At 72.8% G+C, this 14,879-nt stretch carries 12 protein-coding genes; 7 read left to right on the top strand and 5 right to left on the bottom strand.

Features of this window, described 5'->3' with window-relative positions; translation table 11 throughout:
* The 7 genes from AC07C1_RS01865 to AC07C1_RS01835 all read left to right on the top strand — a co-directional run bounded on the left by AC07C1_RS01865 (position 1) and on the right by AC07C1_RS01835 (position 9,701).
* Positions 1-2,355 (top strand): type I polyketide synthase, encoded by a 2,355-nt coding sequence (locus AC07C1_RS01865; protein WP_478936234.1) that lies wholly within the window; start codon positions 1-3, stop codon positions 2,353-2,355.
* Positions 2,352-5,558 carry a non-ribosomal peptide synthetase gene (locus tag AC07C1_RS01860; protein WP_478936233.1) on the top strand — a complete coding sequence of 1,069 codons (3,207 nt, stop codon included), beginning with the start codon at positions 2,352-2,354 and terminating at the stop codon, positions 5,556-5,558. The genes AC07C1_RS01865 and AC07C1_RS01860 overlap by 4 nt, the downstream gene beginning before the upstream one ends.
* Before the next feature lie 16 nt (positions 5,559-5,574).
* A complete protein-coding gene (locus AC07C1_RS01855; protein WP_478936573.1) occupies positions 5,575-5,757 on the top strand; it encodes an MbtH family protein in 183 nt (60 codons plus the stop codon).
* Positions 5,758-5,761: 4 nt separating this feature from the next.
* Positions 5,762-7,672 (top strand): S9 family peptidase, encoded by a 1,911-nt coding sequence (locus AC07C1_RS01850; protein ID WP_478936232.1) that lies wholly within the window; start codon positions 5,762-5,764, stop codon positions 7,670-7,672.
* Positions 7,673-7,695: 23 nt separating this feature from the next.
* The gene (locus AC07C1_RS01845; RefSeq protein ID WP_478936231.1) at positions 7,696-8,784 is read left to right on the top strand and encodes an ornithine cyclodeaminase family protein; all 1,089 of its coding nucleotides are present in this window, start codon (positions 7,696-7,698) and stop codon (positions 8,782-8,784) included.
* Between the two features lie 122 nt (positions 8,785-8,906).
* On the top strand, positions 8,907-9,347 hold the full coding sequence (locus AC07C1_RS01840; protein ID WP_478936230.1) for a fatty acid desaturase family protein: 441 nt from the start codon (positions 8,907-8,909) through the stop codon (positions 9,345-9,347).
* Positions 9,348-9,539: 192 nt separating this feature from the next.
* Positions 9,540-9,701 carry a hypothetical protein gene (locus AC07C1_RS01835; protein ID WP_478936229.1) on the top strand — a complete coding sequence of 54 codons (162 nt, stop codon included), beginning with the start codon at positions 9,540-9,542 and terminating at the stop codon, positions 9,699-9,701.
* Between the two features lie 9 nt (positions 9,702-9,710).
* Here AC07C1_RS01835 and kynU read toward each other — a convergent pair whose 3' ends face one another.
* The 5 genes from kynU to AC07C1_RS01810 all read right to left on the bottom strand — a co-directional run.
* Positions 9,711-10,964 carry a kynureninase gene (kynU, locus tag AC07C1_RS01830; protein WP_478936228.1) on the bottom strand — a complete coding sequence of 418 codons (1,254 nt, stop codon included), beginning with the start codon at positions 10,962-10,964 and terminating at the stop codon, positions 9,711-9,713.
* Positions 10,961-11,821, bottom strand: coding sequence for an alpha/beta hydrolase family protein (locus AC07C1_RS01825; RefSeq protein ID WP_478936226.1), 861 nt, complete (start codon positions 11,819-11,821; stop codon positions 10,961-10,963). The genes kynU and AC07C1_RS01825 overlap by 4 nt, the downstream gene beginning before the upstream one ends.
* A complete protein-coding gene (locus AC07C1_RS01820; RefSeq protein WP_478936225.1) occupies positions 11,811-12,659 on the bottom strand; it encodes a tryptophan 2,3-dioxygenase in 849 nt (282 codons plus the stop codon). The genes AC07C1_RS01825 and AC07C1_RS01820 overlap by 11 nt, the downstream gene beginning before the upstream one ends.
* A gap of 77 nt (positions 12,660-12,736) precedes the next feature.
* Positions 12,737-13,513 carry an SDR family oxidoreductase gene (locus AC07C1_RS01815; protein ID WP_478936224.1) on the bottom strand — a complete coding sequence of 259 codons (777 nt, stop codon included), beginning with the start codon at positions 13,511-13,513 and terminating at the stop codon, positions 12,737-12,739.
* Positions 13,514-13,569: 56 nt separating this feature from the next.
* Positions 13,570-14,879, bottom strand: a 1,310-nt coding sequence (locus AC07C1_RS01810; protein WP_478936223.1) for a 2Fe-2S iron-sulfur cluster-binding protein, incomplete at its 5' end; no start/stop codon positions are given.

Genomic DNA, 14,879 nt, shown 5'->3' with positions numbered 1-14,879 from the left:
ATGACGACCGCACCTGACGCGGCCGGCGCGCCGCGCGAGGCCGTCGACGACACCGACATGGACGGATGGGTGGCCGTCGTCGGCCTGGCGTGCCGGTACCCGGGCGCCCGCGACGCGGACGGCTTCTGGAGCAACCTGCGCGACGGGGTGGAGTCGATCTCCCGCTTCCCCGGACCGCCCCGCGCGGCCAAGCACCACACCGTCGACGCGGCCGGGGTGGTCGCCGACATCGACCGGTTCGACGCCTCCCTCTTCGGATACACCGCGCGCGACGCCGCCCTTCTCGACCCGCAGCAGCGCCTGTTCCTGGAGTGCTCCTGGGAGGCACTGGAGTCGGCGGGTTACGACACCACGCGGCACCCGGGCAGCGTCGGGGTCTTCGCCGGCCAGGCGTCCAGCGCGTATCTCAGGGAGATCCAGGCGTCGCCCGGGCTGCGTGACCGGTTCCCGTACCGGCGGCTCGAACTCGGCAACGACAAGGACTTCCTCGCCACCTCGGTCGCCTACCGGCTGGATCTGCGGGGACCGGCGATGAGCGTCCAGAGCGCCTGCTCGACCTCGCTGGTCGCGGTGCACCTCGCCGTGCAGAGTCTGCTCAACGGCGAGTGCGACATGGCCCTGGCCGGAGGTGTCTCCCTGCGGGTGCCGCAGGAGCGGGGCTACCGGCCCGAAGAGGGTGTCAGCTCCACGGACGGGCACTGCCGGGCCTTCGACAGGGACGCCAGCGGGTCCGTGCCGAGCGGAGGCGCCGGGGTCGTCGTCCTCAAGCCCCTGGCCGCCGCGCTGAACGACGGGGACACCGTCCGCGCCGTCATCCTGGGCTCCGCCGTCAACAACGACGGTGCCGCGCGGGTGGGCTACACCGCGCCCGGCGTGGCGGGGCAGACGGCGGTCGTCCAGGAGGCACTGGACATCGCCGGCGTGGACCCGGAGACCGTCTCCTACGTCGAAGCCCACGGCACCGGCACCCCGCTGGGCGACATGATCGAGGTCGCCGCGCTCACCGCCGCCTACGGGGCACGGACCGACCGCCGCCGCTGGTGCGGGCTCGGCTCCGTGAAGACCAACATCGGCCACACGGACGCCGCGGCGGGGGTGGCGGGTCTCATCAAGACCGTCCTCGCCCTGGAGAACGAACTGATTCCGGCAAGCCTGAACCACGAAGTGCCGAACCCGCGGATCGGCTTCGAGCAGACCCCGTTCTCCGTCGTCACCGCACCCACGCCCTGGCCGCGTACGGGTGCGGCGCCGCGCCGCGCGGGCGTGAGTTCGTTCGGGATGGGCGGCACCAATGCCCACCTCGTCCTCCAAGAGGCACCCCGCCGGCCCTCCGCCGGCCGGGGGGAAGGCGGCGAGCTGCTTCTGCTGTCCGCGCAGACCCCCGACGCCCTGGACCGGCTCATCGAGCGCACCGGGGACTTCCTGCGGCGCAACCAGGACGTATGTCTCGCGGACGTCGCCCACACCCTGCGCGTCGGCCGCCGGGCGCTGCCGCACCGCGCCGCCGTGGTCTGCCGTGACACCGCCGACGCCGTACGGGCGCTTCGGGCGGACGCGTGGGTGCGGGGCCGGGCGGGGGACGAAGCCCCGTCGGTCGCCTTCGTCCTCCCGGACGCCCGCCCCGCCCCGGCGGCGGGCGTCGACACGGAGCTGCCGGCCGAAGTCCTGCGCTGGGCACCGGACTTCGCGGCGGACCTGGCCGACCTTTCCGCGCTCGTCCGTGCCGAGACCGGCCGTGACCTCGCCGCGGACGACCGGCTGCTGCTGTTCGCGACGCAGACGGCCGTGGCGCGGCAGCTCATGTCCTGGGGGGTGGCGCCGGACTCCATGACCGGCCGGGGCGTGGGCGCCTGGGCCGCGGCCTTCCTGTCCGGCGCGATGCCGCGGACGGAGCTGGTGCGACGGCTGGCGAGCGGCGCTCCCCCGGCACACGAGGCGTCCGACGAGGACCTGCGCCGGCTCGCCGACGACCCCGCGCGGGTCGTGGTGACGATCGGTGGCGACGCACGGCCCGCGGAGGCACGGGCGACGGTCGGGGCCGTACCGCTGCACGGGTGCGGCGTGGACGACGTACGGACCGGCCTGCACGCGGTGCTCGCGGAGCTGTGGACCAGGGGCGCCGCCGTCGCGCCGTACCGCGTGCCCGGGGACGAGCAGCGCCGCCGACTGCCGTTGCCCGCCTATCCGTTCGCCCGCGAGCGGCACTGGCTGCTCGGCCCCGACGGGGCGGAGAGCCGGGACTCGTCCGACACCCGGCTGCGGCACCTGCTCGGCGGACAGCTCGACCTCATGAGACAGCAGCTCGCCTCCCTGGCCGACGCATCGCCCCTCGACACGGAGCGGACCTCGACATGAACACCACCGGCATGAGGACCGTCCCCGTCACGGACCAGCAGCGCGAGGTCTGGATCGCCAGCAGGCTCGGCGGTGCGGACTCCCGCGCCTATCACTGCCCGATCGCCCTGGAACTGGACGGTCCCCTGCACATCGGCGCCCTCGTCGGGGCCGTCGACGAGCTGGTGGAGCGTCATGAATCGCTGCGCGCCCGCTTCCCGGACGGGGACCGCGTGGAGATCCGGGACGGTCTGCTGATCGACGTTCCCGTCATCGATCTCTCCCACTACGCGGGCGCCCGGCAGGACGCCATGGTGCGTCAGTGGTACGACGCCGAGGGCCGGGCGGCTTTCGACCTGGAACAGGCGCCACTGGTGCGTTTCCACCTGCTGCGGCTGGGCGCGGAGCGGCACCACCTGGTCATCACCCATCACCACATCGTCGCGGACGGATGGGCGGGGGACGTGCTCCTGCGCGATCTCGGCGCGCTCTACCGCGCCCGTCGCACGGGCAGTGGCGGATCGCTGCCTCCCGCCCCACGCCTCGCCGACCACGGCGAGCGGTGCGCGGCCCACCAGGAGTCCCCCGCGTTCGCCGCCGACCGCGCCTACTGGACCGGCAAGTTCGCCGACGGGTTCCCCGACTTCCGCATGCCTGCCGACGGCACCGTGCGGAACGCCGGGGGCCGGGAGGCGGCCCGGATCCGTATTCCGCTGCCACCGCACCTCGTTCGGGAACTGCGCCGGGTGAGCGCACGCAACTCCGCGACGCTGTACATGACGCTGCTGGCCGCGTTCCGGGTCCTGGTCTGCCGGGTCTCCGGGGTGGACGACCTGGTCATCGGCGCCTCGTATCTCAACCGGGCCTCGGCGCAGGAGCGGGACCTCGTCGCCCACCGTGCCAACGTGCTCTGCCTGCGCGAGCCGGTCCATGACCCGCTGCGCCGCTTCGACGCCGTACTGGAACAGGTGCGGGCGGAGGTGCTCGCCGCCCACGAGCACGGTTCCTATCCCCTGCAGCGGCTCACGGAGGAGGTCGGGTTCTTCCGCGGGTCAGGCCGCTCCGGACCGGTGACCACGGTCTTCAACATGGAGCGCGAGACGGTGGCCGCCGACTTCGGCCCCGGTGTCGGGGTCCGGCCGGTGCTCATGGACTCCCTGCCCGGCTCGCCGTTCGACGTCACCCTCACCGCGGTGCAGAGCGGTGCGGACATCTCCCTCGAGCTGATCTTCCGTCCCGGCGTCCACTCCGAGGACACCGCCCGCCGCTGGCTGGAGCAGTACCGGACGCTGCTGGAGAGCGTCGCGCGGGACCCGGCCGCACCGGTGGGGCGGCTGCCGATGATGTCGGCCGAGGAGCGGCGGACCGTCATCGAGACCTGGAACCGCACCGAGCGGGACCTGCCCGAGGGGCAGTGCCTGCACCGCCTGGTCGGTGCGCACGCGGCCCGTGCACCCGAGACGCCCGCCGTCGTGTCCCCCGCGGGGAACCTGACCTACGGGGAACTGGACACGGCCGCCAACCGGCTCGCCCATCATCTGCTGGCGCAGGGCGTGACGGTGGACCGGCCCGTCGCCGTGTGCCTGCCCCGGACACCCGAGCTGATCGTGGTTCTGCTGGCGGTGCTCAAGGCAGGCGGCGCGTACCTGCCGCTGGACGCGAACCACCCCGCGGCGCGGCTGACGCACATGCTGGACGACTCCGGCGCCACCGTGGTGGTCACCCGGCACGGCCTGCTGCCGGAGTCCGTCACGGCGACACGCAGGGTCATCGAACTCGACGGGCGGCGGACGGCGATCGACTCGCTCCCGGAGCACGCGCCGCGGACCGTGGTGGCGCCGGACAACCTCGCCTATGTGCTGTACACCTCGGGGTCGACCGGTGTGCCCAAGGGCACCATGACCAGCCACCGGAACGTCACCCGGCTGGTCTTCGGCCTGGACCACCTGGATCTCGGCCCCGGACGGCGGATCCTCGCCGCGGCACCCGTCTCCTTCGACGCCTCGACGTTCGAGATCTGGGGGGCGCTGGCACACGGCGGGACATGTGTCCTCTACCCGGACGCCGTGCCCGAAGCCCATGCCCTGTTCACCGTCATCCGGGAACACCGGGTGGACACGGCCTGGCTGACCACCGCGCTGTTCAACGCGATCGTCGACTCGGGCCCGGAGCAGTGGCCGCCGCTGCGGCATCTGGTGGTCGGCGGCGAGGCGCTGTCCGCCGGTCATGTGCGACGGGCGCTGACCCGGCTGCCCGGCACGTCGGTCACGAACGGCTACGGCCCCACGGAGAGCACCACCTTCGCCTGCTGCCACGAGATACCGGGTGATCTCGCGGCGGACGTGACGTCGGTGCCGATCGGGCGCCCGATCGGCAACACGCGGGCGTACGTCCTGGGACCGGACCTGGAGCCCGTACCCGTCGGGGTGACCGGTGAACTGTTCCTGGCCGGGCCCGGACTCGCCCGCGGGTACCTCGGCCGGGCCGCCCTCACCGCCCGGCACTTCCTGCCCGACCCCTACGGGCCGCCCGGCGGCCGTCTGTACCGCACCGGAGACCTCGCCCGCTGGAACGCCGACGGCACCCTGCACTACCTCGGCCGTGCCGACCACCAGGTCAAGATCCGCGGCCACCGCATCGAACCCGGCGAGATCGAAGCCACGCTGCGCCGCCACCCCGCCGTCCACGACGCCGTCGTCGTCCCGTACCGGACCGGCGCCGGTGACCGCGAACTGGCCGCCTACGCGGTGCCGGTGCCGGGCCGGACCTGCTCGGCCGCGGAGGCGAAGCAGTTCCTCGCCGAGGTGCTGCCGAAGTACCTCCTGCCGTCCCGGATCGTGTTCCTGGACGCGCTGCCGCTGACGGCCAACGGCAAGGTCGACCGCCGGGCGTTGCCCGAGCCGGCCGCCCCCGCCCCCGCGGAGCCCGCCGAGGACACCGCCGCGGACGCCGGGCCCGTTCCGGCCGGCCCGGCCGGTCCCTCCCCCACCGAGCAGCGTCTGGCGGCCATCTGGGCCGAGGTCATGAAACAGGACGGCATCGGCCTGGACGACGACTTCTTCGAACTCGGCGGGCACTCGCTGCGCGCCACCCAGATCGTCTCGCGCATCCGCCGGGCCTTCTCGGCGGACTTCCCCCTGACCGCGTTCTTCGACCACCCGTCGATACGCGGCCAGGCCAAGATCATTGACGCACTAGTCCAGGAGGTCTCTCGTGATCGATGACGAACAGCAGCAGTTCATGGTGGTCCTGAACCACGAGGAGCAGTACTCGGTCTGGTTCGCCGACCGTGAGCTGCCCGCCGGCTGGACCGCGGAGGGGACCACCGGCACCAAGAGCGAGTGCCTCGCCCACATCGACAAGGTCTGGACCGACATGCGCCCGCTCAGCCTGCGCCAGGCGATGGACCACGATGCCGGATAGCCCCGTGGCGGCCGGGACTGCCCTTCCCTTCGGCACCTGGCCGTCCCCGATCACGGCCGAGTCGGTCAGCGCCGCCCTGCCCGTCATGAGCGCGCTCCAACTGGACGGGACGGACCTCTACTGGCTGGAGGGCCGACCGGCCTCCGGTCGCACCGTGGCCGTTCGCCGTACGGCCGACGGCCGGGTGGCGGACGTCACCGGCGAGGGGACGGACGTACGGTCCCGTGTGCACGAGTACGGCGGGGGCGCGCTGCATGTGCGCGACGGCGTCGTCCACTATGTCAACGGCGCCGACCAGCGTGTCCACCGCGGCGACGCCCGGCGGGACCGTCCGCTCACACCGGACCACGGGCCCGGCGCCGCGCACCGCTACGCCGATCTCCGGGTCGTCCCGGGCACCGGCGGCGATGTGGTCTGCGTACGGGAACGTCATGACGGCCAGGGCGTGGTCAACGACATCGTCAGACTCGACGGAACGGGCACCCAGGGGCCCACCGTCCTCGTGTGCGGCAACGACTTCTACGCCTCCCCACGGCCGAGCCCCGACGGCACCATGCTGGCCTGGCTGACCTGGAACCACCCGGACATGCCCTGGACGGGGAGCCTGCTGTGGCTGGGCCGCCTCCGCGACGACGGCACCGTCGCCGACGCCCGGCTGATCGCCGGTGGCCAGGGCGAGTCGGTGTTCCAGCCGGACTGGAGCCCGGACGGGGTCCTGCACTTCGTCACGGACCGCACCGGCTGGTGGAACCTGCACCGGCTGGGTGACGACGGCAGCGAACCGGTCCTGCCCATGCGGGCCGAGTTCGGCTGGCCCCAGTGGACCCTCGACCCGTCGGCCTACTGCTTCCTGGAGCACGGCCGTATCGCCTGCCTCGTCATCCGCGACGGTGTCCAGCGGCTGGCCGTCATCGAACCGGGGCCGGCGGCCGAGCTGCGCGACACGGGGCTGCCGTACACCGGGTACCAGGCGATCGCCGGAAACCGGCACGGACTGTACGCCATCGCCTCGGCGGCCGACCGGCCCCAGCGGCTCGTCCGGATCGACCCGGTCTCGTTCCGGCACGAGGTCGTCCGCGCCCCCGGGTCGGCCCTCGATCCGCAGTGGCTCGAGGCCCCGGAGCAGCTCCGGCTCACCGCGGAGGACGGCCGTACCCTCCACGGCCTCTTTCACACACCGAGACATCCGGAACACACCGGCCCGGCCGGGGCGTTGCCGCCGCTCATCCTGGTCTGCCACGGCGGACCCACCACCCAGCTGCTCCCCGAGTACAGGCCCGGCGTCCACTTCTGGACCAGCCGTGGTTTCGCCGTCTTCGAACTCAACTACCGTGGCAGTTCCGGCTGGGGACGCTCCTACCGCACGGCGCTGGACGGGCGCTGGGGCGTGGCGGACGTCGAGGACTGTGCCACCGCCGCGCGTGCGCTGGCCGCGCTCGGCCTGGTGGACGCGGACCGCATGGTCGTACGCGGCGGCAGCGCGGGCGGGTTCACGGTGCTCGCCGCACTGGCCGACTCGGACACCTTCGCGGCGGGCGTCAGCTACTTCGGCATCTGTGATCTGCGGTTGTTGCGCGGCAACACCCACAAGTTCGAGGAGCGTTCGCTGGACGTGCTCGTCGGCCCCTGGCCCGAGGCGGCGGAGGAGTACCGGCGCCGTTCGCCCATCGAGCGGTGCGACGAGATCTCCGCTCCCGTGCTGTTCCTGCACGGCCGGCAGGACCGAGTCGTACCGCCCGAGCAGTCCGAGCTGATGGCGAAGCGCCTGACCGAGCGAGGCATCCGGTGCGACACGGTGTTCTTCGAGGACGAGGGGCACGGCTTCGCCAGGCACGCGAATGTCGTCGCGGCGTTGGAGAGCGAACTGCGTTTCCTCAGCGATGTGTTGGAACTTCGGCCCACGGGCGCAGAGTGATGGAAGAGAAGGACGACAGAGACGTGGAATCCCATACGCTCGTGCTCGGACAGTCCGACATCCACCGGATCGTCGGCCTGGCCGGACGTGACCGCATCATGGACGAGTTGATCGAGCGACTGCGCGGCGCGTTCGCGGCCGCACGGTCGGGAAGGTCGGTCACCCCTGCCCGGCAGGGATTTCTGACGGGGAGCCGGCGCACGGGCGTGCTCGAGTGGATGCCGCACCACGACGTCGGCAGCGCGATCACGATCAAGACCGTGTCGTACGCTCCGGAGAACCCGGCCGTGTTCGGCCTTCCCACGATCCTGGGAAGCCTGGCGCGATTCGACGACGAGACCGGCCATCTGCTGGCGCTCAGCGACGGAGTGCTGCCCACCGCCATGCGCACGGGCGCGGCATCGGCGGTGGCGACCGGACTACTGGCCCACCCGGAGAGCCGCGTGGTCGGGATGATCGGTGCCGGTGCGCAGGCGGTCACGCAGCTGCACGCTCTCTCGCGGGTCCTGCGCATCGACGAGGTCCTCGTCCACGACATCGACGACGAGCACAGCAGGTCCCTTCCCGACCGGGTGAAGTTCCTGGGACTCGACGTGCGGATGGCCACGCCGGACGACATCGAGTCCCGGGCGGACGTCATCTGCACCGCGACCTCGGTGGACGTCGGCCAGGGCCCCGTCCTGACGGGCGCGGGGCTGAAGCCGCACGTGCACATCAACGCGATCGGCGCCGACCTCCCCGGGAAGGTGGAGATCCCGGTGGCGGTGCTCAAGAACGCGTTCGTCTGTCCCGACCACCTCGAGCAGGCACTGCGGGAGGGAGAGTGCCAGCAGCTCGCCCCCGAGGACATCGGCCCGACCTTGCTGGAGCTGGTGTCCGACCCGTCGCGCGCGCAGCCCGGACGGTTCTCCCGGACGGTTTTCGACTCCACGGGATTCGCTCTCGAAGACCATGTCGCCTTCGACGTTTTCTACGACTACGCCCGGCGCTTCGGCGTGGGACAGAGGGTTTCCCTGGAATCGGTCCCGTCCGATGCCCTGAACCCGTACGACCCGGTGCCCGCCGTGCACACGGCGGTCGCGGCACCCACGGGTTCGTTCGCCTCGGGGTGAACGAACGCCGCGCGACCCACCGCCCGGGGGAAAACCCCCGGCAGTCGGTGGGGCGGGCCTCGTACGCATACGGTGGCTGGCAGGCTTCTTCGGGTCGTACGGCCGCCTCCAGAATTCCCGGCATGACGACAACTCCCGATGCCTCCGTCCCAACCCGCCGCCGCGCCGCTGACGCGGGCCCGTCGCGCCCCGGTGCCGGCAGCGACTTCGCCGGGCTGTCCCGGCGGATCACCGAGGCCGGCCTGCTGAAGCGGCGCCCCGGCTACTACACGGTGCGGCTCGGTCTCGTGATCGGGCTGTTCGCCGCCGGCTGGGGAGCCTTCTTCGCGCTCGGCGACACCTGGTGGCAACTGGTCGTGGCCGCCTTTCTGGCTCTGGTGTTCGGGCAGGTCGCGCTCGTGGCGCACGATCTGGCGCACCGGCAGGTCTTCCGGCGGCGCCGGCACAGCGACATCGGAGGACGGCTGTTCGGGAATCTCGGTATCGGCATGAGCTACGGGTGGTGGATGAACAAGCACACCCGCCACCACGGCCCATCCCAACCACGAGGATCTCGACCCTGATGTCGCCCCGGACATCCTGGTGTGGTCCGCCGAACAGGCCCGCGCCAGCCGGGGCCTGGCTCGCCTCCTCGGTGGTCACCAGGCACTGCTGTTCTTCCCTTTGCTGACCCTGGAGGGCATCAACCTGCACGTCGCGCGGGTGCGGGCGCTGCGCTCACCGTTCATGAGGAACCGGTTGCCGGAGGGCGCAGCATGCCCACGGTGCATCTCCGTCGGGCCCGGGTGATCGTGCGGCGGTACTGCGCCGAGATCGGGGTGCCGTACCACGAGACCGGACTGGTCCAGTCCTACCGCGAGGCCCTGACACACATGCACCGCGTGGGAGAGCCGATCAGGCGGCAGCGCAGGGCGTGAACGGCGGGCTCAGGTGACCGGGCCCGTCCGGGACGGGGCAGGGTCGTAAGCCGAGTCGCGGAGGATGTCCCGCACATGGTGGGCGGCGGTGAGCAGCTGGCGGTGGGTGGTGTAGAGGGCGTTGACGCCGAAGCGGAGAAGGTCCGGGGCGCGCATGTCGATGATCACGCCTCGGTCCGCCAGGGCATGGGTCAGGCCGTGGGCGTGGGGGTGGCGCAGGGCGACGTGGCTGCCGCGGCGGGCGGGGTCGGACGGGGTGACGGGTTCGACGCCGAGGGGGGTGAGGAGTTCCGTGGTGCAGTGGAGGAGGAAGCCGGTCAGGGACAGGCTCTTGGCGCGGACCTGGGCGAGGTCGACGCCCTCGAAGACGGTGAGCGCCGACTCCAGCGCGAGCATGGAGAGGATGGGCGGGGTGCCGATGCGGGCGCGGGCGACGCCGGGTGCGGGGGTGTAGTCCCGCTGCATGGCGAAGGGGTTCGCGTGGCCGGTCCAGCCGGTCAGGGGGGTTTCCAGGGCAGCGTGGTGGCGACGGGCGACGTAGAGGTAGGCGGGTGCCCCCGGGCCGCCGTTGAGGAACTTGTAGCCGCAGCCGACGGCGAAGTCCACCCCCAGGGTGTCGAGGTGGATCGGCATGGCGCCGGCGGCGTGGCACAGGTCCCAGACCACGAGGGCGCCGGCGCGGTGCGTCGCCTCGGTGAGCGTGGCCATGTCGTACAGCTCCCCGCTGCGGAAGTCGACCGGTGCGTAGCTGACCGCGGCGACCCGGTCGCCCTCCGCGGCGAGGAAGGCCTCCAGGTCGGCCGGGGGTATCCGGCGCACTTCCAGGGTGTTGCGGCGGCGGGCGACCGACTCGGCCAGATAGCGGTCGGTGGGGAAGTGGTCCGGGTCGGTGACCAGCACGGGACGGCCGGGGCGCAGCGCGGTGGCCGCGGTGAGCGCGGTGAACAGCTGGACGCTGGTGGAGTCCCCCGCCACCGTCTGGCCCGGTGCGGCGCCGATGAGGCGGCCGATGGTGTCACCGATCCGGAGCGGTGCGTCCCACCAGCCGTTGTCGTTCCAGGAGGCGATCAGGTCGGTGCCCCACTGCCGGGTCACGGCGTCGGCCAGGGCCGGGGGTACGGCGGCGGGCAGCGGGCCCAGGGAGTTGCCGTCGAGGTAGACGAGCCCGTCGGGGAGCAGGAACCGCTCGGCGAGCGGGGCGAGGACGTCGGCCGCGTCGGCTCGCGCGGCCCGTTCGTCGAGTGCGGTGGGGACCGTCGTCACGGTTGGGTGGCCTTCCCGGAGTCGGAGTCGGAGCCGGTGTCGGGTCGCCGGGCGCCGAAGGCGGCCGACATCTCCCACAGGGTGTCCGCGACCGCGCGGGCGCCGGGCGCTCCCGGCTCGATGAGCGTGTAGTGGCCCGTCCCGGGGAGCACGACGGTTCTCAGGTCGTCGTGTACGGCCGCGTAGTCGGCGAACTGGGTGAGCGGGACCTCCTCGTCCACGGCGCCGTGCAGCAGCACCGTCGGCACACCGGTCGTGCGTGCGCCGCGCAACAGGGTGAGCGGATCGACCGCGGGCAACCGCTCCGCGAAGACCTCCTCGCCGCCGAGGAGTTGCAGGGCGGCGCCGTTGCTGAGGTCGTCGCGGCGGGTGGCGGTGAGGTCCGTGATCGGCGCGAGCGCCAGCACGCTCGTCGGCAGCAGGGAGGTGTGCCAGCGCGAGCCTTCCGGCAGCAGGCCGCGGGCCGCGCACCACAGGGCGAGATGGCCGCCGGAGCAGTGGCCCGCCAGGACGTACGGCCGTCCCTCGGGCAGGGTGTCCACGATCCGGGCGATGTCGTCGAAGGTCTCCGGGTAGCCGCCGGCGCCGCCGGACCGGCGGAAGCCGGGCAGCAGCACGTCGAAGCCCTGCTGGGAGAGGTAGGCCGCGAAGGGGGTCAGATGCATGCGGTCGTAGCGCCAGTATCCGCCGTGCAGCAGGATCACCAGCGGCGCGCCGGGGTCCTCGGCCGGCCAGGCGTCGTAGGCCTGGTGCGGGTGGTCGCCGTACCGCCCGTGCACGGGAGCCAGGACCGGTTTCAGGCTGAGGACCCGCTTCTCCTCCTCGGCCGCGAAGGCGGAGATCACCCTAGATGGCACCGCGCGCCTCCCACAGTTCGGGGAAGACCGGCCGGGTCGCCCGCTGTTCGAGCCAGGCGAGTCCGGTGGAGCCGGCGCTGCCGCTCTTGGCGCCCATGGCGCGGCGCACGACCATGACGTGGTCGAAACGCCAGCGCAGGACGAGTTCGGCGATGTCGGTGAGCAGTTCGCCGAGGGCGACGTGCGGGTGGTGCTGCGGGCCGGAGTAGATCCGCCGCCACACCTCGACGACGCCCGGGTCCGCGCTGTAGGGGGCGGTCAGGTCCCGCTCCCGGACGTGGTCGGGGACCGGCAGTCCCTGCCGGTGCAGGTAGCCCAGCGCCTGGTCGTACAGGGACGGTTCACGGTGTGTCTCGCTGAGTGCCTGGTGCACGGCTGGGTCGCCCTGGTGCAGGCGCAGCATCGACGGGGACTTGTCGCCGAGGAGGAACTCCATGTGGCGGTACATGGCCGACTGGAATCCCGACGCGTTGCCGAACGCGTCCCGGAAGCCGTTGAATTGATGGGGTGTCAGGGTGGCGAGTGGTGCCCAGCACGCGTTGAGAGCGGTCAGGGCGCGCCGGCTGCGCGTCAGGGCGTCCATGGCGGCGTCCAGGTCGTCCTTGGCGAAGGCCGTGCCGGCCATGCGCCACTCGTGGACGACGAGGGTGAACCACAGCTCCATCACCTGCGTGGTGATGATGAACCCCATCTCGTCGGGGGCCTCGGTGAGGGGGTGCTGCAGAGTGTTGAGGACGGACGCGTGCACATAGGCGTCGTAGGGGCTGGCACCCGCGAAGGGCTGGGTCAGGGAGTCGTCCGCGCCCTCTCGGGCGAGTGCGGACGTGGTGTCGTTCATGGTGTGTGTCTCCTAGTGCTGCCGTCGTTCGGCCGGGGCGTGGGCCGGTGGGCGGCGCGGCGGGAAGGGCTCGGGTCTCACACGCCGAGGTGGACGCCGCCGGACGCGTCGATCCACTGGCCGGTCACCCAGCGGGCGTCGTCGCTCGCCACGAAGGACACGACGTCGGCGATGTCCGCGGGGGCGCCGAGCCGGCCGAACACGGAGGCGTCCGCGTACCGCCGGCGGATCTCCGGGATGCTGAGCGTGGGGTTGATCTCGGTCTCCGTGTAGCCGGGGGCGACGCTGTTGACCGTGATGCCCCGCGGACCCAGTTCCTGCGCGAGGGCCAGGGTGAGGTAGTCCAGGGCGGCTTTGGTCATGGTGTAGGCGATGATCGCCGGGAAGGCGACGCGGGTGGCCACCGAGGAGACGTTCACGATCCGGCCGCCGTCGCGCAGCCGGTCCAGGCCCCGTTGGACGATGAAGAAGGGCGCCTTGGTGTTGACGGCGAACACCCGGTCGTAGTCGGCCTCGGTCACGTCCGCGATCCGCCGTGGGACGGTGATGCCGGCGTTGTTGACGAGGATGTCCAGGCCGGGGCGGGTGTCCTGGCCGGCCAGGGCGCGGTCGAAGGCCGCCCACAGCGTGTCGGCGTCACCGGGGACGCCCAGTTCGGCATGGACGGCGAAGGCGCGCCCGCCGTCCGTCTCGATCTCCTTGACGGTGCGCTCGGCCGCGGCCGGGTCGTGTCCGTAGTGGACGGCCACCAGGGCACCCTCGTGGGCCAGACGCCGGCTGATGGCCCGGCCGATGCCGCGGCTGCCTCCGGTGACCAGGGCGGTCCTGCCGTCGTGCCGCAGGGGGGTGGTCATCGTCTTCTCCTTCGTCGGGCAGTCGTGTTGCCGGGGCGGAGCCGGTGTGTGCCGGGTCATGCGTCGAAGTCGAGGGTGACCGCGGGACCGAGGGGCCGGGCCCGGCAGGCGAGCGTGTAGCCGGCGGCCAGTTCCGCGGGGTCGAGGGCGTGCTGAGGCCCGGTGGCCACCCGGCCGGACAGGACCTTGGCCCGGCAGCTGCCGCAGAAGCCCTCGCGGCACGCGTAGGGGACGTCGGGGTGGCGGCGCAGCAGCGTGTCGAGGAGGGCCGTGTCCTCGGGCCGCGCGGTGACCACATGGCGGCGGCCGTCGTAGTGCGCCGTGACGCGGGTGCCGTGCGGGGACGGGCTCGGGCCGGCAGGTGGTGATGGCGTGGGCGGGGTGGGCGGGGTGGCGCCGAGGGTGAACTGCTCCGAGCGGACGAGGGCCGGGTCGGCTCCCCGGTCCATGAGTGCCTGCCGGACCGTGGTGACCAGGCCGCCCGGGCCGCACAGGGCGAACGTGGTGCCGGGGCCGGGCTCGGCATCGAGCGCGGCCAGCAGGCGGGGCAGGCTGCCGCCGTCGATCCGTCCGGTGAGGGGACTGTTGTCCCGCTCCTCGCGGGTGAGTACGTACAGGACGGTGAACCGGTCGACGAACGTGTCCTTCACCAGGGCCAGTTCGTCGGCGAGGAGGGCGTCCGCGGCGGTGGGCACGGAGTGGACCAGGGAGACACGGCAGTCCGGGTCCTCGCGCAGCGCGGCCGTCGCCATGGCGGCGAGCGGGGTGATGCCGGAGCCGCCCGCGATCAGCACGTGATGGGCGCCGGGCCGCTCCGGGAGGGCGAAGGCACCGGCGGGTGGGGAGAGTTCGAGGACGTCGCCGGGTGCCAGGCCGGTCATGGCGTAGACGCCGAAGCCGTCGGGGGCGCCCCGCTTGATCACCAGGCGCAGAGCGCCCGGATCGTCCGGCGGAGGGCACACCGAGTAGCTGCGGCGCAGCTCCGCGCCGGCGCGGTGATGCCGGACGAGGACGTGCTCGCCGGGCCGGTGGGCGAAGGTGTCCCGCAGGGCGTCGGGCACGTCCAGGGTGACGGCGACGGCGTTCCCGGGCAGCTGCCGGACGGCGGCCACCGTGAGCCGGTGCCGGCCGGTGCGCCGGGGTCGGCCAGCGGCGGGAGGCCGGCCGGAGACGGCCTCGGACCGACCGGGCGCGGGCCGTTCGGTGGACCGGGGGTCGGTGGACCGGGGGTCGGTGGACCGGGGGTCGGTGGACCGGCGTTCGGTGAAGCCGGGGTCGGTGGACCGGCGTTCGGTGAAGCCGGGGTCGGTGGACCGGCGTTCGGTGAAGCCGGGGTCGGTGGACCGGCGTTCGGTGAAGCCGGGGT

The organism is Streptomyces sp. NPDC045022 (genome assembly GCF_056432605.1).
This window is presented reverse-complemented; position numbering and strand designations above follow the sequence as displayed.